Raw genomic sequence first — 22659 nt, forward strand, 5'->3', positions numbered from 1 at the left:
ACCGACGCGAGCGACCGCGACCCCGCGTCTGGGCGCAGTAGGCCCGAGACCGTCGCCCAGTGGGTCCGCGGGATCAACACCCGACCGCAGGTGGTCGACGCGTTCCGCAGGATCCGCCGGGCGCTGCCGGGTGACCCGTCCTTCGGTGATCCGCTGTCCACGGCTGGTCCCGGCGGCGTGCGGGCGATGGCCAGGGCGGCGGACCGGTTCCTCGACGACGGGCCAGGTGCCTCCCGCGAGGTGAGCCTCGGCGCGCTCCAGGTCTGGCAGGCGCTGCTCGAGCGGACCGGCCGCGGCCGCGGACCCCGCGAGGTGACCATCGTCTTCACCGACCTGATCGGATTCTCGAGCTGGTCGCTCGGCGCGGGGGACGAGGTGACCCTCGAACTGCTGCGCGAGGTCGCGAAGGCGGTCGAGACGCCGATCGTCGACCGCGGCGGCCAGGTGGTCAAGCGGATGGGCGACGGGCTGATGGCGGTCTTCACCAGGCCGGACCGCGCCGTCGAGGCGATGTTCGCCGCCCGTACCCAGCTCGCGGAGGTGGAGGTCGAGGGCCACCGGCCGCGGATGCGGATCGGCGTGCACACCGGGTCGCCCCGGCAGGTGGCGTCCGACTGGCTAGGGGTGGACGTGAACGTGGCCGCCCGCATGATGGAGCTCGGCGGGGACGGCAACGTCATCGTCTCGGAGTCCACGCTGGCGGCGCTCGAGCCGGGGTTCCTGGCGGATCTCGGCGCCGCGGCGAAGCCCTACCGGCGGGGGCTGTTCGCCGCCCCGATGCGCGGTGTCCCGGACGGCCTGCGCATCTTCACCGTCCAGACGCGATGAGGTCGGGGCATTGCCACCCGTGGCGCCGTCGGCGGACACTGGATGAATGGTGGACAGGGAGCAACGCACGCCCTTCTACGGGGTGGTGATGATTCTCGCGGCGCTCGGTGCGTCGATGGTGGTCAGCTATTACGGGCCGGCTTGGTTCCGCGTCACGGTCTACATCCTCGCGGTGTTGGTGGTCCTGGTCGGGGGCGTCATGACCTTCCGGGACTACTCGCGCTGACGTTGCGCGTGCTGTGCGCGTCGCCCCCGACTCGGCAGGGGCGACGCGCACAGACATGTCAGTGCAGGCGCCAGAGCGGGGAGACAGGACCGTGGCCGGCGCCCAGGTCGTACGACGCGGCCAGGCATCGGGTCACCCAGTCCTTGCCGAACGCGACGGCCTCGGGCATCGGATACCCGTTCGCCAGCGCGCACGCGATCGCGGCGGCCAGGGTGTCCCCGCCGCCGTGATCGTTCCCGGTGTCGATCCGCGGGCTGGTGAACTCGTGGAAGTCCTCGCCGTCGAAGAGCAGGTCGGTGCTCGAGGTCGAGGTGCGCAGATGTCCGCCCTTGACCAGCGACCACTGCGCCCCGAGCCCGTGCAACGCCTCGGCGGCCCGACGGGCGGAGGCGTCGTCGACCACGTCGATCCCGGTGATGAGCCGGACCTCGTCGAGGTTCGGCGTCACCAGCGAGGCGATCGGGATCAGGGTGTGCCGGACCGCGTCGAGCGCCTCGGCGTGCAGCAGGGGGTCGCCGTGCATGGACGCGCACACCGGGTCGACGACCAGCGGCACCGCCTGCCCGCGCCCGATACCCACCTCGCCGCACACCTCCGCGACGGCCTCGATGATCGCGGTCGACGCGAGCATCCCGGTCTTGGCCGCCCCGACCCCGATGTCGCCGACAACCGAGCGCACCTGGTCGGCGACGATCTGCGGCGGGATCTCGTGGAAGCCGCTGACCCCGACCGAGTTCTGCACCGTCACCGCGGCGACCGCGACGCAGGCGTGCACGCCGCACATGGCCATCGTGCGGGAGTCGGCCTGGATGCCCGCACCGCCGCCGGAGTCGGTTCCGGCGATGGTGAGGACGCGGATCGGGGTCTGTCCGTCCGGGGTCAGGGGCAGCAACTTCACGCGTGAGAGCCTATCCACCGGCCGAAACGACGGGCAGGTAGACCTGGTTGCCCCTGTCCGTGAACTCGGCTGACTTCTCGGCCATGCCCGCCTCGATCATCCGGTCGACATCCTCCTGCGTCCGCAGCCCGTTGCGCTCGGCGAACTCGCGCACGTCCGCCGAGATCCGCATGGAGCAGAACTTCGGCCCGCACATCGAGCAGAAGTGCGCGGTCTTCGCCGGCTCCGCGGGCAGGGTCTCGTCGTGGTACTCGCGGGCGGTGTCCGGGTCCAGCGACAGCGCGAACTGGTCGCGCCAGCGGAACTCGAAGCGCGCCCGCGACAGTGCATCGTCGCGCTCCTGCGCCCGTGGGTGTTGCTTGGCGAGATCGGCGGCATGCGCGGCGATCTTGTAGGTGATGACGCCGACCTTCACGTCGTCCCGGTTGGGCAGGCCGAGGTGTTCCTTCGGCGTCACATAGCAGAGCATCGCGGTGCCCGCCTGCGCGATCATGGCCGCGCCGATCGCCGAGGTGATGTGGTCATAGGCGGGCGCGATGTCGGTGGCGAGCGGGCCGAGGGTGTAGAACGGCGCCTCCTCGCACAGTTCCTCCTCGAGTCGGACGTTCTCCACGATCTTGTGCATCGGGACGTGTCCCGGACCCTCGATCATCACCTGCACGCCATGGGATTTCGCGACCTTGGTCAGTTCGCCGAGGGTTCGCAGCTCGGCGAACTGCGCCTCGTCGTTGGCGTCCGCGATGGATCCGGGGCGCAGCCCGTCACCGAGCGAGAACGTCACGTCGTACTCGCGCAGGATCTCGCAGAGTTCCTCGAAGTGTGTGTACAGGAAAGACTCTCGGTGGTGGGCGAGACACCAGGCCGCCATGATGGAACCGCCGCGAGAGACGATCCCGGTGACCCGCTTGGCGGTCAGCGGCACATACCGCAGCAGCACCCCGGCGTGCACGGTCATGTAGTCGACGCCCTGCTCGCACTGCTCGATCACGGTGTCGCGGTAGATCTCCCACGTCAGTGCGGTCGGGTCGCCGTTGACCTTTTCCAGCGCCTGGTAGATCGGCACGGTGCCGACGGGCACCGGTGAGTTGCGCAGGATCCACTCGCGGGTCTGGTGGATGTCCTTGCCGGTGGACAGGTCCATGATGTTGTCCGCGCCCCATCGGGTGGCCCAGACCATCTTCTCGACCTCCTCGGCGATGGAGGAGGTGACCGCGGAGTTCCCGATGTTCGCGTTGATCTTCACCAGGAACCGCTTGCCGATGATCATCGGTTCGGACTCGGGATGCTTGTGGTTCGCGGGGATGACGGCCCGCCCGGCGGCCACCTCCTCGCGCACGACCTCGGCCGGAACGCCTTCACGGGCAGCGCAATACCGCATCTCGGCGGTGATGATCCCGGCCCTGGCCCAGGCCAGTTGGGTGCGCGCGAGATTGGGTCCGCCGCTGCGGCTGGTGCCGCCGAGGTCGACGGGATCGGGCTTGGCCCAGCCGTCGCGGGTCTTCGCGAGGCCGGCCTCGAGGTCGATGGTCGCCAGCGCATCGGTGTACGGGCCGGAGGTGTCGTACAGGTCGAGGTGTTCGCCGTTGGTCAGGTGGACCCGGCGGACCGGCACGGACAGGCCGTCGACGGTCAGGTACTGCTTGCTGCTGCCCTCGATGGGGCCGGTGGTGACGGTGGTGCCAGAAACAGAGGTGTCCCTCATGCGTGCTCTCCCTACGCCGGCATTACCCGGTCAGGTTCAACGGTCGACGGCCCTAGCCGTCCTCTCAGCCCGCTGGTGCGAGCCCCCGTGGGGTGTGTAGTTGTCGGCCACGACCATAGGGCACATTCCTCGGGCGGGCGACCGCGGCTGGGTGCGTGGAGATTTCTTGGCATTAATCGGGACGCCGGAGCGGCCTGCTGCCTATAGTGGCGGAAATCACATTGTGATTACGGATCGGGCAAGGAGATGGGCACATGATCACGGAATCGCCGACGGCAGAGGTGACGAACAATGCAGGTCAGAACCGGTTCGAGCTGAGGCTCAACGGGGACCTCGTCGGCATTCTCGGTTATTACGACTTGGACACACGGAGCGCGAAGCGGTCCACCGTCGCGACGCCGGTGGTCTCGTTCATGCACACCGTGATCGTCGAGGACTTCGGTCACAGGGGACTCGCGGCGGTGATGGTGCGCCGATCCCTCGACGCGGCGCGGGCCTACGGCTGGAAGATCCGGCCGGTCTGCACCTATCTCCAGCGATTCGTCGCGGACAACCCCGAGTACAGGGACCTCATCGTCCCCGTGTGAGAACTTCGGGTGCCGATTCGGCCACGATTCGATGGTGACTGGGCAACAAATCGCACCATCGGCCCCAAATCGGGCGACCGGGCCGGGGCGGGACTGCTTCCATGGTGAGGTGTCTCACATCTTCAAGCGACCTCCCGTCCCGGCAGCGGTGGTGACTGCGCCCGCTCCTGTCCTCGCCAACCCGGCGCTCGCGCGCGTCGTGGACAACCCCTCGCACGCCCGCTTCGACCTCTGGGTCGGCGACGACCTGATCGGCATCCTCGGCTATCGCGGCGGGGGCGAGTCGACCGAGTTCACGGGCGGCCGCGGGGAGGTGGTCGCGCTCATGCACACGGTCGTCAAGGAGGAGTACGGCGGTCGCGGCTGGGCCGCCGTGCTGGTCGGCGACGTGCTGGCGCTGTCGAGGGAACGCGGCTGGCGGCTGCGACCGGTCTGCACGTACGTGCAGCGCTACCTGGGCAGCCACCCCGAGGAGCTGGACCTGATCGTCGACGAGAACCTCAGTCCGACCCCGAATTCGCCGTAGCCCGACACGGAGAGCGGCACTGACCCTATGCTTCCCCTGACCCGTCGCGGTCGGGGCTGGAAAACGGGGATCCGAAACAGATTTCGGCTTCCCCCGGCACCGCGGTGGCGGGCGTATCTCATCGCTTCGCGCATCGACGCGCCGTGCAACTGGGGGAAGAATGACGATCGTTGCTGCCGTGCGCGAGGGCGCCAAGGGCAGGTCGGGTCGGGTGGCCGGGATCTCGGCCGATGCCAGGGCGGCGACGGCCCCGCTGGCCGTCGCGCTCGGCGTCGCGGGGTTCGCGCTCGCCTCGGTGGCCGTCGCGCCGCCCGCGCAGGCGGGTCCCATCCGGGAGTTCGCCAAGTTCGTCGCGACCCAGGTCGAGGCGAGCACCGCGCAGATCAAGCTCGAGTCAGGACGGTTCGTCCGGGACACCCAGACGAACGCCATCGCCGCGGTGAACGAGGCGGGCCGCGTCCTGGAGAACCTTCCGCTGCGCCTCGAGGTCAACGGCGCGGTCCAGGGCATCACCTACTCCATCGCCGAGGGCGGCAAGGTGGTGTCGGCGGTCGTCGACACCGCGATCGACGCCGGGGTCGTGGTGGCCGCGGAGGTCGTCAACCAGGCCGGTGCCTTCGCCGAGGAGTGCGTGAAGTCCGGGGTGAAGCCCGCGATCGCGGGAGCACTGTCCGGCGCCGTGACCGCGGCGTCCGCCGCGGGCGTTGCCGCGGGTCCGGCCGGGCTGGTCGGCGGGGTGGCCGTGGGTGCCGCCTCGGGTGCGGTGACCGGCTTCGCGGGCGGCTGCGCGGACGGCCTGGTTAGGGAGCTCGTCCGCTAGGTGGTTGCCGGTCCGCGCCTCAGTGCGCGCGGACCGCGAGTCGCCAGAGCGAGACGACCTCGGCGGCGCGGACGGCGGACAACGGGTCGCGTCCGCCCGTGCCGCGTCCCTCGGGGCGGGCTCCGCTCGCGCGCGGGTGTCGCGGCCGGGTGTCGGTGCGGCCCAGCACCGTCAGGCCCGCCTGCTCGAACTGGTCCGTCAGCTGTGCTCGCGTGCGCAGGCCGAGGCGCTCGGCCAGGTCGGAGAGCACCAGCCAGCCCTCGCCGCCGGGGTTGAGATGATCCGGCAGGCCCCGGATGAACTCGGTGAGCATGTGCCCCTTGCGGTCGAACACGCCCAGCTCGATCGAGGACGTCGGGGCGGCGGGCACCCACGGGGGGTTGCACACCACCAGGTCGGCCGTGCCTGCCGGGTACACGTCGGTGCGGACCACCTCCACCAGGTCGGCGAGCCCGAGCCGCTGCAGATTGTCGGTGGCGCAGGCCACCGCGCGGGGTTCGATGTCCGTGGCCACCACCCGTCCGACACCCCGACGTGCCAGCACGGCGGCCAGCACACCGGTCCCGGTACCTAGGTCGAACGCCGTTCCTGCGGTGGGCAACTGCGCCTCCGCGACAAGGTCGACGTACTCGTTCCTGGTGGGGGCGAACACGCCGTAGTGCGGGTGGATTCGCGCCTCGAGGGCGGGGACCAGCACGCCGCGCCGCCGCCACTCGTGCGCGCCCACCGCCCCGAGCAGCTCCTGCAGGGAGGCGACGCTTGGCTCGGCCGCCTCGCCGTATGCCTCCCGGCACGCGTCCCTGATGTCGGGGGCGCGGCGGAGGTCGATGCCGAAGTCCGCGCCGAGCTCGATCAGGACCATGCTCAGGATGCGGGTGCGGTGCGCCCTGGCCTGCCGGTGCCGATGAAAGGTGACGGCGAGGTCGGGATCGGCCTTGACCTGTTGCCGGTCGAGCCGGCGCTTGAGCGCGTCGAGCAACTGCCTCGCGCCGAGGAAATCGCCGCGCCAGAGGATCGCGGTGCCCTCGGACGCGAGCCGCATCGCATCGTCGGCGCGGAGTTCGTCGCCGAAGGTCTCGACCTTCTTCGGCGGCTTGACGCTGCTGTTGGACCGCCACGGCGCCGCGCGGCGTTCGCCTGCCTCGAACCATTCGACCTCGGTGCGGTCGGGCTGATCGCGCGGGGTCTCCACGGCGGACTCCTTGCGATGGGGGCGGCGCGATGCCTGCGAAGCACGCCCGGACCGGGCGGACATGGTGGATGAATCGTAGACCGGGCGGCCGAGCGTCCGTAATTTGAGAGCACTGCTCTTGTTTTCTCCGGCGCCATAGTGAACACTGCTCATAATAGAGAGCGCTGCTCTCGTTACTGAGGAGGTAAAGCATGATCGACACAGCACAGGGCGTTGGCACCGATCGCGCACGAGCCGCGGCCGCGGTGTTGTTCGGTGCGGCGGGGGTGCTGTTCCTGCTCTATCCCGCGGTCCGGCCGTACTCGGACTACCTGAACCAGACCACCATGGACGGCGCGCGGGCCTACGCGTCCGGCGCGTGGGTCGCGGCGCACTTCTTCGGGATGATCGGGTTCCTGCTGCTCGGCCTCGCCGTGCAGGCACTACGGGAGATCCTCCGTGGTACCGATGGCGACCGAGCCGGGATCGCGGCGACCGCGCTGACCTGGGTGGGAGTCGGCATGACCCTGCCCTACTACGGCGCAGAGGACTTCGGGTTGCACGCGATCGGCGGGCGCGCGGTCGCGGACGGGACCCCGGAACTGCTCGGCCTGGTCGACGGCGTTCGCGGCGGCGGCACCCAGATGACCATGTTCGCGGTGGGGCTGCTGCTGGTCGCCGCGGGCACGGTCACCGCAGCGGTCGGGATCTGGCGGTCCGGGGTGGTGGCGCGATGGAGCGGGGTCCCGCTCGCGGTCGGGTTCGCCCTGTTCATCCCGCAGTTCTTCGGCAGCCCCTGGATGCGGGTCGCGCACGGGGTGCTCGTGGCGGCGGGCGCGCTGTGGCTGACCGCCGCACTGCTGCGCGCTCGCCGCGTCTCCGGCTAGCCCAGCTCGACCACGACGGGGGCGTGGTCGCTGGCGCCCTTGCCCTTGCGCTCCTCGCGGTCGATGGACGCGCCGGAGACCCGTTCTGCCAGCGAGGGGGAGCCGAGGACGAAGTCGATCCGCATGCCCTGGCGCTTCGGGAACCGGAGCTGTGTGTAGTCCCAGTACGTGTAGACGCCGGGACCGGGGGTGAACGGGCGGGCGACGTCGACGAAGCCCGCCTCATGGAAGGCGTCGAAGGCGTCGCGTTCCGGCTGCGAGGTGTGCGTCTTTCCCTCGAACAGCGCCGGGTCCCAGACGTCCTCGTCGGTCGGTGCCACGTTCCAATCGCCGACCAGCGCGATCTGGGCGCTGGGGTCCTGGGCCAACCACTTCGCGGCGTCGTCGCGCAGGGTGGCCAGCCAGTCCAGCTTGTACTCGTAGTGCGGGTCGCTGAGCTCGCGCCCGTTCGGCACGTACAGGCTCCACACCCGGACCCCGCCGCAGGTGGCGCCGATGGCCCTGGCCTCGACGACCGGGGTCGCGATGTCCAGGCTGTCCGCCGCGGGCTTGGCGAAGCCCGGCTGCCCCTCGAAGCCGATCTGCACGTCCTCGAGTCCGACGCGGGAGATGATCGCGACGCCGTTCCACTGGCTCAGTCCGATGTGGGCGACCTCGTAGCCGAGCTCGGTGAACCGTTCCGTCGGGAACTGGTCGTCACGGCACTTGGTCTCCTGGATCGCCAGCACGTCGGTGTCGGTGCGCACCAGCCAGTCCACGACCCGATCGGTGCGGGCCCGGACCGAGTTCACATTCCACGTCGCCAATCGCATTCGAGGCAGCCTAGTGCGAGTGCGAGTGCGACGGCGCCCCCGGTGGGTCCGGAGGGCGCCGTCGTCCGTGCACACTCGTGCGGCTACCAGGCGGTGCCTGGCGCCGCCGCGTAGCGGTACCGGTGATGGTCGAGCATCCCCATCGTGCGGTACAGGGCGATCGCCGCCTCGTTGTCGGCCACCACCTGGATGTAGGCGTGTGTCGCGCCCCGGTCGCGGCCCCAGCGGATCATCTCCGCGCAGATCAGCATCCCGAGCCCGCGCCTGCGATGGGCGGGCGCCACCTCCACCGCGCTCAGTCCGACCCAGCGTCGGCCGTCGGGCGCCTCGGTCACGGCGGCCCGCGCGATGGCGAGCAGTTCGGTGCTCGGGCTGCCGAGCCGGCCGAAGCCGAGCTCGCCGTCGCGGACCGACCCGAGCACCTCCTGGGCGCAGTCCGGCAGCTTTGCGCCGTTGTGGTCGTACAGCGGCAGCCACTGATCGTCGGGTTCGCCGGACACGGTCACCAGCGAATCGCCTTCGGGCAGGGTGAGGTTCGCGATCTCCGCGGCCATCACCAGCACCTCGTCCGAGGTCTCCCAGTCGGCGGGGGCGTTGCCGAGGCGGTCCGGCAGCAGCAGCCGCAGCGGCTGCTCGCGATCGGCGTACCACTTCTGCAGGCGTTCGAGGGTGTCGCCGCTGTAGAGGTCGCCGATCCGGTCGGCCTTCCCGAGGGGAGACGCCGAGTTGGCGCGGCCGGTGAACCCGCCACCGGAGCGGGCCAGCCAGCCGTTGATCCAGCTCTGCTCGAGGCCGGGCCAGCCGTCGGCGGCGGCCAGCTCGAGCGCGCGGATCTCCCGGCTCAGGATCGGTCGGGCGCCGATCGACTTGAGCGCGACGACCTTGTCGGGGACGACCTGCACCACTCGACCGTCCGGTGCGCGGACCACGACGGCCGGTGTGAGCGACACCAACTCCCCGATGATGTCGGTCAGGGGCTGCGGGTAGCCGGGCGGCAGTTCGTATCGCAACACCACCCGGCTACCGAGCACGATGTCAGTCATCGTGGCCGAAGGGATCCTCGACCGTGCCCGGCACCCAGCTCTTGCCCGGGACGCCCCAGCCGGAGCGCTTGATGATCTTCTTCGCGGCCCTGGCGTTGCGGCCGATCAGCACGTCGACGTAGAGGAACCCGTCGAGGTGTCCGACCTCGTGCTGGAGCATCCGGGCGAAGAACCCCGTGCCCTCGATCTCCACCGGCGAGCCGTCGGCCTCGGTGCCGGTCACCCTGGCCCAGTCGGCGCGGCCGGTCGGGAACTGCTCGCCGGGAACGGAGAGGCAGCCCTCCTCGTCGTCGTCGGGGTCAGGCATGGTCTCGGGGATCTCCGAGGTCTCGAGAACCGGGTTGACCACGGCGCCGCGACGGCGGATCGAGTTCCCGTCGCCGTCGACGTCGGGGCAGTCGTAGACGAACAGTCGCATCGGGACGCCGACCTGATTCGCCGCCAGGCCGACGCCGTTCGCGACGTCCATCGTCTCGTACATGTCAGCGATCAACTCGGCGATTTCCGCCGGCGATTCGGTGACGGGCCGCGTGGGCTCGTGGAGCACCGGATCGCCCACGATCCGGATCGGAAGTATTGCCATTCGAGCAAGGATAGTGGGGCGCCCGGACGCGACGCGCCAGCACCGCAACCAGGCCGCGCCCGTGCGGATCATGGTTGAATAATCCCCGGGAAGAACAGATATGTAATTCGTTGCCCGGTAATCGTGAAGCCAGCCGGGTCGTCGGGGAACTTTGGTTTCGATGCATCACGCGAGAGCAGTGGCGTTGGGCGAGAGCTCGAAGTTGAGGGAGTGAGATGGACGGGGCAGCGGCGCGTAACCGGAATTCCGAGCAGACCGACCCGCAAGAGGCGAACGCGATCGGCGAGGACGGACTGACCCGCCGCGACCACGACATCCTGTCCTTCGAGCGCCAGTGGTGGAAGTACGCGGGCGCCAAGGAAGAGGCCATCAAGGAACTCTTCGACATGTCCGCCACCCGCTATTACCAGGTGCTGAACGCGCTGGTCGACCGCCCCGAGGCCCTCGCAGCCGACCCGATGTTGGTCAAGCGGCTGCGCCGTCTGCGGGCGAGTAGGCAGAAGGCGCGCGCGGCACGTCGCCTCGGATTCGACATCACCTAGGTGTCGGCGGACGCGGCGCGGCCTCTAAGGTCATTCGAGTGAGCACTCCTGAGCAGCCACCGAGCGGACCACCGCTGCGTGCGTTCGCGATGGTCCTGATTGCGCTCGCGATCGCCTTTGCCGGCATCGGCGCGATGGCGCTCTCCGGAGACGATTCCGGGTCGGAGCAGCCCGAGACCACCACCTCGAGCGTTGCGCGGGCAACGGGCAACGGGGCCGCTTCGGTCACCTCCGCAAGGCCGCCCGCCGCCGCCACCTCGGCCCGCCCGCCCGCCGCGATCACCCCGACCACGGCTGCCGCCGCAACCACCACCACGACCGCACCGGTCCAGGACAAGTCGGCGGTGCCGGTCCGGGTGCTCAACAACAGCACGGTCAGCGGCCTGGCCGCGCAGACCGCCAGGACCATCGAGTCCGATGGCTGGACGGTCGGCGAGACCGGCAACTACAGCGACGGCTCCGTGAGCTCGACCACCGTGTACTACTCGGCTTCGTCGCCTGCGGAGAAGGCCGCCGCGATGGAGATCGCCGAGACGCTTGGAGTGTCCGCCGAGCCGAGGTTCCCCGGCATCACGAGCGCGTCGCCCGGCGTCATCGTGATCGTCACCGCGCCCTAGGTGGACGCACCAGCGGACGACCGTTCCGCGCGCCTGTCTATGATCAGTTCACTTCCAGCCCATCTAGAAGGAGCGGTTTGATGGCCCTGCTTACCCGACGCGACTCGCATCTCGGCGGTGCCGAGAGTGCACGCCGTCCCGCCCGCGTGTCCTGGCGCGTCGTCGCCCCGATGGTCGCGATCGCGGCCCTTGGCCTCACCGCGTGCTCCAACGGCCAGGAGCCGAGCGACGTCCCCGGCACCACCCCTCCGGTGTGGACGGGAGCGTCCGCTCCGGGCCACGGCTCGGCGGAGGGCGGCCACGGATCGGCGGCCGAGGAGGGTGCGATCGACGTCGAGCTCAAGGACGCGAAGGGCGCCGAGGTGGGCACCGTTCGGTTCACCGAGGGTGACGGCTTCGTCCAGGTCTCGGTCGAGGCCGAGCACCTCACGCCCGGTTTCCACGGCCTGCACATCCACGAGGTCGCCAAGTGTGAAGCGAACTCGGTGGCGCCGTCCGGCGGCGCGCCCGGCGACTTCCTCTCCGCCGGTGGGCATTTCCAGGCGGAGGGTCACACCGGACATCCCGCGAGCGGCGACCTGACCTCGCTGCAGGTGCGCGAGGACGGCACCGCGGAGCTGGTCACCACCACCGACGCCGTCACCCTCGAGGACCTGCGCAACCACGGCAAGGGCACCGCGATCGTCGTGCACGCGAACGCGGACAACTTCGCTAACATCCCGAACCGGTACACCCTCCCGGAGAACGCTCCGGTGCCGGACCAGGCCACGCTGGCCACCGGTGATGCGGGTGGCCGCGTCGCCTGCGCCGTCATCGAGTAGGGCACTGAACAGCAGAACGACCCCTCACCGCCACGGTGGGGGGTCGTTCTGGTGTTCGGGGTCCCGGTCCCGGTGACGGCGGTTGCCGGATCGCTGTGGTTGGATTCGCAGTGTGGGAGTCCACTTCGCCGGTTCGCCCCGGCCGACAATCGGCGTCGAGTGGGAGATCGCCCTGGTCGACAAGACCACCCGCGATCTCTCGAACACCGCGGGACAGATCTTCGACGCGGCGCACTCCCTCGCGGGTGGTGAGTCGCCCCGCCTGCACAAGGAACTGCTCCGCAACACCGTCGAGCTGGTCACCGGGATCTGCGACACCGTCGGCGAGGCGATCGACGACCTGAGCGAGACCCTGCACCTGGTGCGCCGGGTCGCAGACCCGATCGGCGTCGACCTGTTCTGCGCGGGCACCCACCCGTTCGCGGAATGGTCCACCCAGCAGCTGACCCGCAGCCCGCACTACGACGAGATGATCGAGCGCACCCAGTGGTGGGGACGCCAGATGCTGATCTGGGGTGTGCACGTGCACGTCGGGATCTCCTCGGCCGATCGGGTCTTCCCGATCCTCAACGCGCTGCTGGTGAAGTACCCTCACCTGCTTGCGCTTTCGGCCTCATCGCCGATGTGGACCGGCGTGGATACCGGATACGCCAGCAACCGGGCGTTGATGTTTCAGCAACTGCCGACGGCCGGTCTTCCATTCCAGTTCGAAACCTGGTCGCAGTTCGAGGGATTCGCCCACGATCAGCTCAAGACCGGCGTCATCGACAAGCTCGGTGGGCTGCACTGGGATATCCGGCCCGCACCACAGTGGGGGACGATCGAGGTGCGCGTCTGCGACGGCATCTCCACCCGGACCGAGCTGGGCGCCATCGTCGCCCTCATCCACTGCCTGGTGGTGTATTTCGACCGCAAGCTCGATGCGGGCGAGGAGCTGCCCGGTATGCCGCCGTGGCACGTGCAGGAGAACAAGTGGCGGGCCGCGCGGTACGGGCTCGACGCGGAGATCATTCTCGATGCCGACAGCAACGAGCGGCTGGTCACCGATGACCTGGACGATCTGCTGGAGCAGCTGATGCCGGTGGCGAGGTCGCTCGGTTGCGCCGACGAACTGGCGCGGGTGGCCGACATCCCGCAGCGCGGCGCGTCCTACCTCCGTCAGCGCGAGGTCGCCGCGGCCTCCGGCGGTGACCTGACACTCGTCGTCGATTCCCTGGTGACCGAGCTCGACACGTAAGTCCGCGTTCACGCTCCGTTTACTATGGACCGGTGCTGATCAACGACTCACCGGTCTCCGGGACCGGTCGGCTCTCGTTGCGGTCGCACCCCACCCTCATTTCGGCGGGCGTAGTCCTGGTCGCGGCCCTGGTCGCCCTGCAACTGGTCGCGATGCGATACGGCTTCGAGGGCCCGCTGCACAGCCTGGCCAAGGATTTCGTCGGCACCCCCAAATCGATGTCGCTGCCGTGGGCGGGATTCGCGCTCGCGCTGGTCGGGCTCACCAACCCGCAGCGTATCCGTGCGCTGGCCGCCGCGATCGTCCTCGACCTGTTGTTCGCGGCTGGCCGGTTGCTGTTCGACGGGCCCGTCGCCATCGGGAACGGCCCCACCCTGGTACTGACCGGGATCGGGCTCTACGCGGCGGTGGCCTGGACCGGCGAACAGCGGCGTAGCGCGCTGCGCGGCGTCGGGCTCGGCGCGCTGCTGATCCTGGCCACCAAGGTCGGCGACGTCTGGCTGCAGATCACCGTGCTGACCCGCCCGCTGGTGCTCGACGAATACGTGCAGCTCGCGGACCGGGCGCTGGGCAATCCGTCCTGGGTGATGGGCGGCGTGGTCGATGCGCTCGGCGGCGTCGGCTACGGGGTGCTGCACTGGGTGTACATCGAGCTGCCGGTCGCGGCGATCGTCGTCGCCCTGTATCAGCTCCGCAACGGCTGGCCGTCGCACTATCTGGTGCGCACCTTCCTGCTCATCGGGCTGATCGGTCCGCTGTTCTACGTGCTCTTCCCCGTGGTCGGCCCGGACTTCGCGTTCGGCACCGCGGGCGAGGGCTCCCAGCTCGGCAACTACTGGCCCGCCGTGGTGCCGAATGTCGTCGACCCGGTGGCGATCCCGTTCGACAGTCCGGCGCCGCGCAACTGCATGCCCAGCCTGCACACCGCCTGGGCGCTGGCGATCTTCATCCACTCCAGGGGCGGTCCGCGGTGGCTGCGCTGGGGCGGCACCTTCTGGCTGGTGTGCACGCTGATGGCCACCCTCGGGTTCGGCTACCACTACGGCGTCGACCTGGTCGCGGGCGTCGTGCTGTGCCTGACCCTGGAGTCCGCGCTGCGCGACCCCGAGCGGGGCTGGGGGCGGTTCCGCGTGCGGCTCGTGGTCGGCGGTGCGGTCGCGTTCGCGGCGCTGCTGCTCGGCTACCGGTACCTGGCCGTGGAGATCGCGGAGTACCCGCTGTTCTTCGGCCCGCTGATCCTCGGCGTCATGGGCGTGGTGGTGCTCGGGTTCCATGCGACCTTCTTCGCCGCACCGGGGACCGCACTCGGTCGGTGGGGCGGACGGGTCGAGGCCGACCCGGTTCCTGTGCGCGCCGCGAGCTAGCGGACGACGCCGCTCGGCGGGTCCGAACCGCGCCGCGGGCGGGGTACGGCTGCACGCCTCGGGGGCGGTCCGCTACGGTGACCTCGATTCGACGGACTGAGTGAGGAATTCGGCGGGCCGCAACCACAGGCGTCCCTTCCGGTTACCCGCGAGCCACTGTCGACGGGAAACGGTGGAGGACGCGTGCGGGAGTCAGTGGGAGTGACGCTCGGCAAGGAGGGCGTGCGAGCGGTCCTCATCGATACCGATGTGCCCGGTCTCGGGCCGGTGGACAGCCGCTTCGAGGACAGGGCCGGAGACGATGTCGGACAGGCCGTCTGGGCCACCGAACAGATGGTGGACCGGGCCAGGCGGATCGGACTGAGCCCGACGGCGGTCGGGATCGTTGCCGCCGACCCGGTGGCGGCGGACGCGATCAAGGCGAAGCTGGGCAGCGACGGCGTGCCCACCGTCACGGTGGTCGGTGCGGCCGAGGCCCGGCTGGCCTTCCTGCGCTCGATACCCGAGTTGGCAGGCGCCCGCACCGCTCTCGTCCTGGCCGAGTGGCCGGGTGAGGTGCTCGCCCACGCGGTCGATCTGCGGTCCGGTGTGGCACAGGCAGGCGTCCAGCGGGTGACAGCGGGGACGTTCAGCGAGGTGTCCTTCACCAGCGCGCTGCTGGAGGACATGCGGTCGGGTGCCCCGCGCGGCAAGGTCGCCGTCGTCGTGCTCGGAATCCGGCCGTCCGAGACGAGCGTGATCCGTTCCGCAGCAGGTGCGCTCGGCCTGGCCGCCGTGGTCCCGTATGCCGGCCGGTGGCATCTGGCGACCGGCGCCGCGATCAGCGCTGCGGAAGGCCAGGCGTCCGTGCCCGCCGCGTTCGCGGCGACGGCGCCGGGGGAGGCGAAGGCACTTCCCAAGGGGAAGGTGCTCGCCGGTGCGGCCGCGGTCGTCGCGGTCCTGCTCGCCGGTCTCACGGCCGTACTGGTGGCGCCTGCGCCGACGTCGACGCAGGGACCCGCCGCCCCGGCCACCCCTGAGCAGAACGACGTCTCCGAGTTGAAGTCTCCCGGCCTCCCTGTCGACCCGTGTGCGCGGGCGGGCGCGTCCCCGCTCAGACCCACCACGGAGCCGGCCACCTGGCGCGCGGGCGGTCTCAGCTATTCGGTGCGGCTGGTCAGCGACCCCGACCCGTCACAGCCCGATCCGGCCGACCTGCCTGCGCCCCATAAGCCGCGGGCGTCCGCTGCACCGGGAACTCCGGGGACGTCGGGAACTCCGGGTGCGCCGGGAACTCCGGGTGCGCCGGGAACTCCGGGGACGGCGGGTGCGCCTGGATCCTCGCCCGCCGACCCGTGTGGCCGCTGACCCGGGCTTGAACTACGCCGCGAGCCAACCGCTTTCGTATGTCGGGCTGAAAGCCACTCGGATGACTGGATTGTCGGGTTCGTCTGATACCACTTATGTATGAATGCTCCCGGGTGGTACCCGAACCCTGACGGTTCCGGCTCGCAGCTGTACTGGGATGGGCAGGCCTGGCAGCAAGGCGCATCTGTCGAAGCGCCCAAGAAACGGAAGGGCAGCGTCTGGAATGTCGTCGGAGTCCTGATCGCGGCCGTGGTCGGCATGATGCTTGGCAACGCAATCCTCGGCGGCGAAGGCATCGGGCAGTTCATCGGGCAGTGACCGAGCCGTGGGTCGGTCGACCCAGTGGTGCTCTGTGGCTGCGCCGCCGCATGTCGGCTTGCGGATGGTGGCCCGGACATCAACCGCGAGCTGGTCGTTTTCGTGGTGGATGGAACGAAAATAGCCCGAAAACGACTAGCTCGCGTAACCATGCATCGGTGATGAGTCGACGCGTTTCGGTGTTTCTGGCGTTGGCCACTGTGTTGGCAGGGTGCGGGTATATCCACGGACCCGCGCCGGTCCGGGAGCCTGCGGAGGTCGTGGGCGCGGCGACGTGCCGGATGCCGACGGACCTCGACGGCATAGCCGCAACACCGCAGGATCTCCTGGCGAAACAGCCGCGACCGGGCACCGTCCCCGACGACTTCGAGCCGGTAGCGGCCATCACCTGTGACCCGACTGCAGACCGAACCGTGAATGCCGATCTGACGACCGGGTTTGGCGAGCACCGGTGGGAGGGTGACTTTTCCGAGGCCATCGTGAAGCTGAACGCGCGGTCTGAGGGAACACCACACCCGAAAGGTCTCCGACCCACCCTTGGAGATTGGCCGGGGTGTGGGGCCGGAGCCCCGCAATCACTACACCCGCCGGTGGCGGCCGACGGTGCTGGGGTACGAGCTGCCTGAGGTGGGCCCGCTGAGGGCCGGGTCCGCGGGAGCTGCGCTAGGCCGGCCCCCTGCAGGAGTGGGCAAATCGTCTTTTTGACCGGTGCGCGGTGCGGCGGCCGCGTCGATCGGTGGTGCATCGCATCGCTCGGCGTCGTCCTGGCCTGGGACTTCGATGGCGTCGGAGGGCACCCACAAGGCGAGGGTGGTGTGGCCGTTGCCGTTGGTGACCGGGACGGCGATGGCGGCGAGCCATTGGGAGTCGGTCCTGTTAACTGCACCTTCAACGGGCGATCTGCGGGCCTGATGTTGACAAAGGGTGCGTGGCGTGGACGAGCTGAGGCGAGCGTTTCGTGAGGGCCGCATCGTGCTGCCGGGGGTGGGGGTCATACAGCGTGCCGAGCCGCCTGGTGTGGTGCCGTATGTGGTGTTGGTCGACGGGACGGAGGTCGAGGCGGTCTCGTCGTATCTGTCGAGCCTGGTTCCGTCCGACCTCAGCCCGCTGACGGTTCGGTCATATACGCAGGATCTGCTGGTGGTGGTGGAAGGTCTTGGCGGCACTCGGGGTGCGGTGGGATCGCGCCACCCGCGAGGACGTCGAGGCGACGATGGGGCGGTTGCGTTCGGCGGTCAACCCGCAGAGCCGACGTTCGAGCGAGTCTGAGTCGCAACCAAGTTCAGTGAAACCGACCTTGAGCAACCTCACCAACGCGCACACGACGAAGGCTGGCTCGACGAAACCGAAGGCATCGACCTCACCCTGACCTTCGACCGCGGGGGTCAACCTCAAGGAGGCGGGGACGGTAGTAACCACTGGCGAAATCATGAGGGCTCTCCTCGTATGCCTCGCGTCGGGCGCGCACGACGAAGAACGCCAGGCGGGTGGGTGTGATCGGCTCGATCAACACCCACCCGCCGTATTGCAGCCGACGCCGCGACGTCAGGCTCTCGTCATCGAGCGCCTGTCATTTGGTGACGGTAACGGTGTGCGGTGCCGAGGCGTACTCCTTGCCGTCAGCACCGACGAACACCGCAGTCACCGACTTCGCGCCGGCCTTGTCGAACGTCAGGTCCGTCTTGGCAGTGCCGCCCACGACCGGGATCTGCGCTCCGACCGCCTTGTTGTCGACCTTGAACTGCACCTTGCCCGTGGAGGACGAGGGTGTGACGGTCGCCGTGAACGACGCCTTCTTACCGGTCTTCGCCGTAGCCGGACCCGCGAGCGTCGTCGTCGCATCCACGACCTTGCCGGTACCGAGGGAGCCGGTCGGAAGAAGCTTCAGGAGGGGCGCGAGGGGGGAGTCGGGGCCGAGGATGTTCGCGAGGCTGCCGCCGCCATCGGCGGAGCCGCTGTGCGGTGGGGGGGAAGTGGTAACCGGAGCGGCCATCGCAGGAGCGGCGGTCATCAGTGACCCCCCGGCAACGAGGCCGGCGAGCACAGCAACTTTAATCGGGTGCTTCAACATAAATTCCCTTTCTCGTACGATCTGAACGATCGACTGGATGAATTCCGGGGATACCGTAATACGGATCGCATGCCCGTGGGGAAAAATTCGATAAATTGTTCTGTCGGTGAATCAAAGCCCACCCCGAGACGCGCTCGCACATCCTTCACCCGAAGCTACAACACGACACCAACCGGGTCTGAACTGCACTTTTGCAGCAAAAAACCCGCCGACCTCCTACGAGGCCCGACCGCAGAAACGCGAATCCTCCAGGCAAGATACAGGCATGTTTATTGTCAATCTGGCAGCTGATTCGGTTAATGCGACGGGTATCAAAGTGCGCATATATCGATATATTCACAGCATGGGCGCACTTTCAGATTGAGGCGCATTCCATGCACGTCAAATTCATTACTCGGAAGATCGCAAATTGACACCTGAGGCCAGGAATCGCCACAAATGTTGTCGGCACTCGCCGCGGTCGCGGCCATCACGCTGCCGCGCACGCCAACGCGATCAAAGGCAGGCATGAACCAGTTCTTCGACCAGCTTTTCTCCTAGTCCGGGTCGAGGCCTAGCTTGGGACGTGCTCGAGTTGACCGAACTCGACGACGCTTGCCATCTCGTTCGCGTGGCCGGCGACATCGACACACCGCGTGTGATGTTCGAGCGGATTACGCCTACGACGGCAACACCGCCCGATCGGCCGCCCAGGACTTCCCCTCGCTACCAAGTCTGGGGCCGGGCCGGCCCGTCGCACGGACGGCCCGCGCTGATGATCGATCAGCAAGTTGACCAGGCGCCGCCGGACGAGTCCTTCGAACTCGCCGTCGCGATCAGACTTCATGTCGCCCGCCTGGTTCGCAGGATCGAGAGTGTTCATGCCTAACTAACGGAAAACACGACCGGATCGGTTGCACGGTAGCCAGCACCAGATACCGGCGATGCGGCTCTACTGCCGGATATCGACAACACAGGTCGAAACCCGCGATCACCCCACGGCACAAACTCAGTCCGAATTGACTGGTGCAGAGAAGCGAGTTGGGCCCATGCGTGCTGGTAGGCGCGCATTTTTCCTTCGATGCGCAGGCCTCCGGCGCGGACCCTGAGGGCGATACGGTCGGCTCGGCGCTGATTGCGGGCGAGCGGGAGCGCGCGGTCTGCGTAGAAGATCACGGGTCGTGGTGGCTCGAATCGGCGCAGCGTGGGGGTCTGCGGCCATAACTCGTCCCAGGAGTCGAGTTCTTCGAACATATGAGCGAGTCTATCGGGTATGGTGGCTGGTGGCGCCAGGTGGGCAGCGGAGGGTTCCTAATTGATTCCTACGCGGGCCGAACGCCTGCGTGACCGGCCCCTCCGCGCCGGTGTGGGTGTGACGCTTATGGGTTCCTGGCGGCCGGCTTGTGGGATGGCTTTACACAGAACGGCGCGGCTCACCCGGTGTGGAGGGTTTCGGTGGTGTCCTGCTCGTGGTGCGAGCCGGCCGCAGGGATCAACCTCTGAAGTGGTGTTCACGAGTTGCGAGCTCTTCGATAGATCGAGGCCCCTGCGGTGTGCTGGCGTCACGACACGACTGATGAGATGACGGACCATCTTGATGAGTCCTGCAATTAGGGCGTCGTGTGACTCCACCTCGGTTCGACCGACCGTGTTCCTCGACGTGACAGGAGTGCAGCAGGTGGACAGATTCTGTGGGATCGACTGGGCCGACAACCATCACGACATCGCCATCATCGACTGCACGGGGCTGTGCTGCTGAAGGAACGGGTGGCCAACGACGCCGGCGGGTTCGCCCGCCAGCTCGAGATGCTCGTTGACGCAGGCGACACGGCCGAGGACCTGATACCGGTAGCCATCGAAACCGACCGTGGTTTGTGGGTCGCAGCCCTGCGGGCGAGCGGTCGGGTCGTGTACGCGATCAATCCGCTCTCTGCCTCGCGGTACCGCAGCCAGCGCACTGTCTCCGGCGCGAAGTCCGATGCCGCGGACGCGGTCATGCTCGCCAACATTCTGCGCCTCGACGCCACCTCGCACCGACAGATCCCGGACGACACCGACCTCGCACGCGCGATCAAGGTCCTCGCCCGCGCTCAACAGGACGCGGTGTGGGCGCGCACCGCGCTCGGCAACCAGATCCGCTCGCTGCTCAAGGACTACTTCCCCGCCGCCCTGGCCGCGTTCGATGCGTTGAGCGGTGGCGGGATAACTCGAGCCGACGCCCGGACGGTTCTCGCCGCCGCCCCGACACCCGAGGCGGCGGCGAAGCTGACAATCGCCAGGTTTCGCGCCCTGCTGAGGAAGGCGGGCCGTCAGCGCAATGTTGATGCCGATGCGGCGCGCCTTCGGGAGGTCTTTCGCAGTGAACAACTGCGTCAGCCGACGCTGATCGAGCAGGCAATGGGCATCCAACTGCGGACGCTGGTGCACCGTCTCGACGCCGCTTGCACCGCGGTCGAAGCCCTGACCTCGGCGACCACCGAGCACTTCGAGCGCCATCCGGATGCCGAAATCATCACCAGCTTTCCAGGGCTCGCCGCGATCAGCGGGGCACGACTACTTGCCGAGATCGGCGATGACCGCTCACGGTTCGCCGATGCACGTGGATTGAAGGCGTATGCGGGCGCCTCGCCGGTCACCCGCGCGAGCGGCAAGCGAACTGTGGTGATACACCGGCAGATCAAGAACAACCGACTAGCGTCGGTCGGCTCGTTCTGGACGCTCGTCGCGATCCAGAACTCACCCGGCGCCCGGGAACACTTCGACCGCCGGCGGGCCGCCGGGGACTGGAGCCAGCAAGCTCAACGCCACCTGTTCAGCAAACTCCTCGGGCAGTTGCACACATGCCTGCGAAGCGCGCACCTTTACGACGAAGTCCGGGCTTTCCCTCCAACCTCAGCGGTAGCTGCCTGACACGCGGCCGGGACTAGGTCGATGTCACCACAACGCCCAGAACGAGTCTCTGCCCACTCCTGCTCACTTTTGAAACGTGTTCTAGTGTGACGGGATGGACGTGACTTATGAGGGGACCCAAAGGGAAATCGTCACCGACAAGGGGGTGCTGCGCTACCACGAGGCGGGCGAGGGGCCGCCGTTGCTGCTACTGCACGGCTCCGGCATCGGGGTCAGCGGCTGGCGGAATTATCGAGGAAACCTGGACGTGTTCGCCCAGCACTTCCGCTGCTACATCCTCGAGTTTCCGGGGTTCGGTGTGAGCGATCCGGTCGACGGACATCCTGTGCTGACCGCCGGGTCGGCGGTGATCCGCTTCATGGACGCCCTCGGTATCGAATCGGCCGCGATGATCGGCAATTCGATGGGCGGGGTCGTCGGTGTCAACGTGGCCATGAAGCACCCCGAGCGGGTAGGCAAGCTCGTCACCATCGGTGGCGTGGGGCCGAACATCTTCAGCCAGAACCCGAGTGAGGGCACACGGCTGCTGCAGGACTTCGCCGACGGGCCCAGCCGCGAGAAGCTGGTTCGGTGGCTCGAGTGCATGGTCTACGACCGCTCCATGATCACTGAGGAACGGATCGAGGAACGCTGGGAGTCGGCCAACGATCCGGAGTCGCACAAGACGCTGGCCGCGATGTATGGGTCCGCGGCTTTCGAGGCACAGCAGCAGGCGATGGTGAGTTCCGGGCTGCCTCCCTACTGGTCGATGATGGGCAAGGTGCAATGCCCCACCCTGCTGACGTGGGGTCGCGACGATCGCCAGTGCCCGCCGGACATGCCGATGATCCCGATGCGCCTGATTCCCAATGCCGAGTTGCACGTCTTCCCAAACTGCGGGCACTGGGTGATGATCGAAGCCAAGGAGGCATTCGAGCGAATCACCCTCGAGTTCCTGCTCCGGTGACTTGACGATCAACTCGATGACCGAACGAGCACCAGACTCTGCCGTGAACTGGGTCGGCGAAGCTGCTGTGCTTCTTGCGCCTTAGCGCACTGAGATGTCTGTGTGTGCTGTCAAGCGCCGAATTGTTCGAATACCTGGCTGTTGGGACTTGGTGCGGGTCGACGAGGGAAGCGTCGGCCCGCACCATTTTCTCGCGTAGCCGGCTTCAATGCGCCTCCAGCCCGGTCGCCCTACCGAGCCTCATTACGATCGGCGAGTCACGATCCAGACCGTGCCGGTCAGTACGGCGATGATGAGCACTCCGTTGATCCCAACGAAGATCCGGGTGCTGCTCGACGCCGCCGTCGACGTTGCAGCGCTGGCGACCATCAGTCCGCCGCCCCCGATCCCGACGGCTATCGCCCACTGACGGAGGCTGCGCCCG

The 22659-nt window shown here is 68.4% G+C and carries 25 protein-coding genes and 1 pseudogene; 18 read left to right on the plus strand and 8 right to left on the minus strand.

The features are described from left to right. Positions 1–72 precede the first annotated feature (72 nt). Both ACWFRB_RS16165 and ACWFRB_RS16170 read left to right on the plus strand, forming a co-directional pair. Positions 73–828 carry an adenylate/guanylate cyclase domain-containing protein gene (locus ACWFRB_RS16165; RefSeq protein WP_452642181.1) on the plus strand — a complete coding sequence of 252 codons (756 nt, stop codon included), beginning with the start codon at positions 73–75 and terminating at the stop codon, positions 826–828. A 46-nt stretch (positions 829–874) separates the two neighbouring features. Continuing rightward, on the plus strand, positions 875–1054 hold the full coding sequence (locus ACWFRB_RS16170; RefSeq protein ID WP_027501286.1) for a hypothetical protein: 180 nt from the start codon (positions 875–877) through the stop codon (positions 1052–1054). Positions 1055–1112: 58 nt separating this feature from the next. Here the strand turns inward: ACWFRB_RS16170 and thiD are convergent, their stop codons facing one another. Continuing rightward, a complete protein-coding gene (gene thiD / locus ACWFRB_RS16175; protein ID WP_452642149.1) occupies positions 1113–1952 on the minus strand; it encodes a bifunctional hydroxymethylpyrimidine kinase/phosphomethylpyrimidine kinase in 840 nt (279 codons plus the stop codon). 10 nt (positions 1953–1962) lie between these two features. Beyond that, entirely contained in the window at positions 1963–3654 is a 1692-nt protein-coding gene (thiC, locus tag ACWFRB_RS16180) for a phosphomethylpyrimidine synthase ThiC (protein ID WP_452642150.1), read from the minus strand. Between the two features lie 254 nt (positions 3655–3908). On the opposite strand from thiC, the gene ACWFRB_RS16185 reads away from it, so the two are divergent. The 3 genes from ACWFRB_RS16185 to ACWFRB_RS16195 all read left to right on the plus strand — a co-directional run bounded on the left by ACWFRB_RS16185 (position 3909) and on the right by ACWFRB_RS16195 (position 5587). Then, entirely contained in the window at positions 3909–4241 is a 333-nt protein-coding gene (locus ACWFRB_RS16185; RefSeq protein ID WP_452642151.1) for a GNAT family N-acetyltransferase, read from the plus strand. 148 nt (positions 4242–4389) lie between these two features. Continuing rightward, positions 4390–4767 (plus strand): GNAT family N-acetyltransferase, encoded by a 378-nt coding sequence (locus tag ACWFRB_RS16190; protein ID WP_452642182.1) that lies wholly within the window; start codon positions 4390–4392, stop codon positions 4765–4767. Positions 4768–4927: 160 nt separating this feature from the next. Next, positions 4928–5587 carry a hypothetical protein gene (locus tag ACWFRB_RS16195; RefSeq protein WP_452642152.1) on the plus strand — a complete coding sequence of 220 codons (660 nt, stop codon included), beginning with the start codon at positions 4928–4930 and terminating at the stop codon, positions 5585–5587. Between the two features lie 19 nt (positions 5588–5606). On the opposite strand, the gene ACWFRB_RS16200 is transcribed toward ACWFRB_RS16195, so the two are convergent. Then, a complete protein-coding gene (locus ACWFRB_RS16200) occupies positions 5607–6779 on the minus strand; it encodes a methyltransferase (protein ID WP_452642153.1) in 1173 nt (390 codons plus the stop codon). A 191-nt stretch (positions 6780–6970) separates the two neighbouring features. Here ACWFRB_RS16200 and ACWFRB_RS16205 point away from each other — a divergent pair, with 191 nt between their 5' ends. Next, positions 6971–7645: a hypothetical protein gene (locus tag ACWFRB_RS16205; protein WP_452642154.1), complete on the plus strand. Its 675-nt coding sequence runs from the start codon at positions 6971–6973 to the stop codon at positions 7643–7645. On the opposite strand, the gene ACWFRB_RS16210 is transcribed toward ACWFRB_RS16205, so the two are convergent. The 3 genes from ACWFRB_RS16210 to ACWFRB_RS16220 form a co-directional block, all read right to left on the minus strand. After that, positions 7642–8457, minus strand: a complete 816-nt coding sequence (locus tag ACWFRB_RS16210) for an exodeoxyribonuclease III (RefSeq protein WP_452642155.1) — start codon at positions 8455–8457, stop codon at positions 7642–7644. The two genes, ACWFRB_RS16205 and ACWFRB_RS16210, sit on opposite strands and share 4 nt — an antisense overlap. A gap of 83 nt (positions 8458–8540) precedes the next feature. After that, entirely contained in the window at positions 8541–9500 is a 960-nt protein-coding gene (locus ACWFRB_RS16215; RefSeq protein WP_452642156.1) for an N-acetylglutamate synthase, CG3035 family, read from the minus strand. After that, on the minus strand, positions 9493–10083 hold the full coding sequence (locus ACWFRB_RS16220) for a peptide deformylase (RefSeq protein WP_452642157.1): 591 nt from the start codon (positions 10081–10083) through the stop codon (positions 9493–9495). The genes ACWFRB_RS16215 and ACWFRB_RS16220 overlap by 8 nt, the downstream gene beginning before the upstream one ends. Before the next feature lie 215 nt (positions 10084–10298). Between ACWFRB_RS16220 and ACWFRB_RS16225 the strand changes: the two genes are divergently transcribed. The 8 genes from ACWFRB_RS16225 (at position 10299) to ACWFRB_RS16260 (ending at position 17598) form a co-directional block, all read left to right on the plus strand. After that, positions 10299–10625 (plus strand): DUF3263 domain-containing protein, encoded by a 327-nt coding sequence (locus ACWFRB_RS16225; RefSeq protein ID WP_452642158.1) that lies wholly within the window; start codon positions 10299–10301, stop codon positions 10623–10625. A 38-nt stretch (positions 10626–10663) separates the two neighbouring features. Then, entirely contained in the window at positions 10664–11242 is a 579-nt protein-coding gene (locus ACWFRB_RS16230; protein ID WP_452642159.1) for a LytR C-terminal domain-containing protein, read from the plus strand. An 80-nt stretch (positions 11243–11322) separates the two neighbouring features. Continuing rightward, on the plus strand, positions 11323–12063 hold the full coding sequence (gene sodC, locus ACWFRB_RS16235) for a superoxide dismutase[Cu-Zn] (RefSeq protein WP_452642160.1): 741 nt from the start codon (positions 11323–11325) through the stop codon (positions 12061–12063). Positions 12064–12175: 112 nt separating this feature from the next. After that, the gene (locus ACWFRB_RS16240) at positions 12176–13300 is read left to right on the plus strand and encodes a glutamate--cysteine ligase (RefSeq protein WP_452642161.1); all 1125 of its coding nucleotides are present in this window, start codon (positions 12176–12178) and stop codon (positions 13298–13300) included. Positions 13301–13338: 38 nt separating this feature from the next. Then, positions 13339–14664 (plus strand): DUF5933 domain-containing protein, encoded by a 1326-nt coding sequence (locus ACWFRB_RS16245; RefSeq protein ID WP_452642183.1) that lies wholly within the window; start codon positions 13339–13341, stop codon positions 14662–14664. Positions 14665–14847: 183 nt separating this feature from the next. Continuing rightward, on the plus strand, positions 14848–16011 hold the full coding sequence (locus ACWFRB_RS16250) for a hypothetical protein (protein ID WP_452642162.1): 1164 nt from the start codon (positions 14848–14850) through the stop codon (positions 16009–16011). 99 nt (positions 16012–16110) lie between these two features. Further along, positions 16111–16329, plus strand: coding sequence for a DUF2510 domain-containing protein (locus tag ACWFRB_RS16255; protein WP_452642163.1), 219 nt, complete (start codon positions 16111–16113; stop codon positions 16327–16329). Positions 16330–17262: 933 nt separating this feature from the next. Further along, on the plus strand, positions 17263–17598 hold the full coding sequence (locus ACWFRB_RS16260; RefSeq protein ID WP_452642164.1) for a hypothetical protein: 336 nt from the start codon (positions 17263–17265) through the stop codon (positions 17596–17598). 301 nt (positions 17599–17899) lie between these two features. Here ACWFRB_RS16260 and ACWFRB_RS16265 read toward each other — a convergent pair whose 3' ends face one another. Beyond that, on the minus strand, positions 17900–18340 hold the full coding sequence (locus tag ACWFRB_RS16265) for an Ig-like domain-containing protein (RefSeq protein ID WP_452642165.1): 441 nt from the start codon (positions 18338–18340) through the stop codon (positions 17900–17902). Between the two features lie 625 nt (positions 18341–18965). Between ACWFRB_RS16265 and ACWFRB_RS16270 the strand changes: the two genes are divergently transcribed. Next, entirely contained in the window at positions 18966–19268 is a 303-nt protein-coding gene (locus ACWFRB_RS16270; RefSeq protein WP_452642166.1) for a hypothetical protein, read from the plus strand. Here the strand turns inward: ACWFRB_RS16270 and ACWFRB_RS16275 are convergent. Then, entirely contained in the window at positions 19265–19633 is a 369-nt protein-coding gene (locus tag ACWFRB_RS16275) for a hypothetical protein (protein ID WP_452642167.1), read from the minus strand. The genes ACWFRB_RS16270 and ACWFRB_RS16275 overlap by 4 nt on opposite strands. A gap of 424 nt (positions 19634–20057) precedes the next feature. On the opposite strand from ACWFRB_RS16275, the pseudogene ACWFRB_RS16280 reads away from it, so the two are divergent. The 3 genes and pseudogenes from ACWFRB_RS16280 (at position 20058) to ACWFRB_RS16290 (ending at position 22644) form a co-directional block, all read left to right on the plus strand. Next, a pseudogene (locus ACWFRB_RS16280) lies at positions 20058–21289 on the plus strand (IS110 family transposase). 94 nt (positions 21290–21383) lie between these two features. After that, positions 21384–22235 carry an alpha/beta fold hydrolase gene (locus ACWFRB_RS16285; protein ID WP_452642168.1) on the plus strand — a complete coding sequence of 284 codons (852 nt, stop codon included), beginning with the start codon at positions 21384–21386 and terminating at the stop codon, positions 22233–22235. 271 nt (positions 22236–22506) lie between these two features. After that, the gene (locus ACWFRB_RS16290) at positions 22507–22644 is read left to right on the plus strand and encodes a hypothetical protein (protein WP_452642169.1); all 138 of its coding nucleotides are present in this window, start codon (positions 22507–22509) and stop codon (positions 22642–22644) included. The last annotated feature ends 15 nt before the right edge of the window (positions 22645–22659 follow it).

The sequence above is a fragment of the Rhodococcus sp. NPDC055112 genome, assembly GCF_053607505.1.

Excerpts from the sequence above, each read along its gene's own strand:
- ACWFRB_RS16170 (WP_027501286.1), top strand. The coding sequence starts at position 875 with ATGGTGGACAGGGAGCAACGCACGCCCTTCTACGGGGTGGTGATGATT.
- thiC (WP_452642150.1), bottom strand. The coding sequence starts at position 3,654 with ATGAGGGACACCTCTGTTTCTGGCACCACCGTCACCACCGGCCCCATC.
- ACWFRB_RS16185 (WP_452642151.1), top strand. The coding sequence starts at position 3,909 with ATGATCACGGAATCGCCGACGGCAGAGGTGACGAACAATGCAGGTCAG.
- ACWFRB_RS16195 (WP_452642152.1), top strand. The coding sequence starts at position 4,928 with ATGACGATCGTTGCTGCCGTGCGCGAGGGCGCCAAGGGCAGGTCGGGT.
- ACWFRB_RS16205 (WP_452642154.1), top strand. The coding sequence starts at position 6,971 with ATGATCGACACAGCACAGGGCGTTGGCACCGATCGCGCACGAGCCGCG.
- ACWFRB_RS16210 (WP_452642155.1), bottom strand. The coding sequence starts at position 8,457 with ATGCGATTGGCGACGTGGAATGTGAACTCGGTCCGGGCCCGCACCGAT.
- ACWFRB_RS16215 (WP_452642156.1), bottom strand. The coding sequence starts at position 9,500 with ATGACTGACATCGTGCTCGGTAGCCGGGTGGTGTTGCGATACGAACTG.
- ACWFRB_RS16220 (WP_452642157.1), bottom strand. The coding sequence starts at position 10,083 with ATGGCAATACTTCCGATCCGGATCGTGGGCGATCCGGTGCTCCACGAG.
- ACWFRB_RS16225 (WP_452642158.1), top strand. The coding sequence starts at position 10,299 with ATGGACGGGGCAGCGGCGCGTAACCGGAATTCCGAGCAGACCGACCCG.
- sodC (WP_452642160.1), top strand. The coding sequence starts at position 11,323 with ATGGCCCTGCTTACCCGACGCGACTCGCATCTCGGCGGTGCCGAGAGT.
- ACWFRB_RS16255 (WP_452642163.1), top strand. The coding sequence starts at position 16,111 with ATGAATGCTCCCGGGTGGTACCCGAACCCTGACGGTTCCGGCTCGCAG.
- ACWFRB_RS16265 (WP_452642165.1), bottom strand. The coding sequence starts at position 18,340 with ATGACCGCCGCTCCTGCGATGGCCGCTCCGGTTACCACTTCCCCCCCA.
- ACWFRB_RS16275 (WP_452642167.1), bottom strand. The coding sequence starts at position 19,633 with ATGTTCGAAGAACTCGACTCCTGGGACGAGTTATGGCCGCAGACCCCC.
- ACWFRB_RS16285 (WP_452642168.1), top strand. The coding sequence starts at position 21,384 with ATGGACGTGACTTATGAGGGGACCCAAAGGGAAATCGTCACCGACAAG.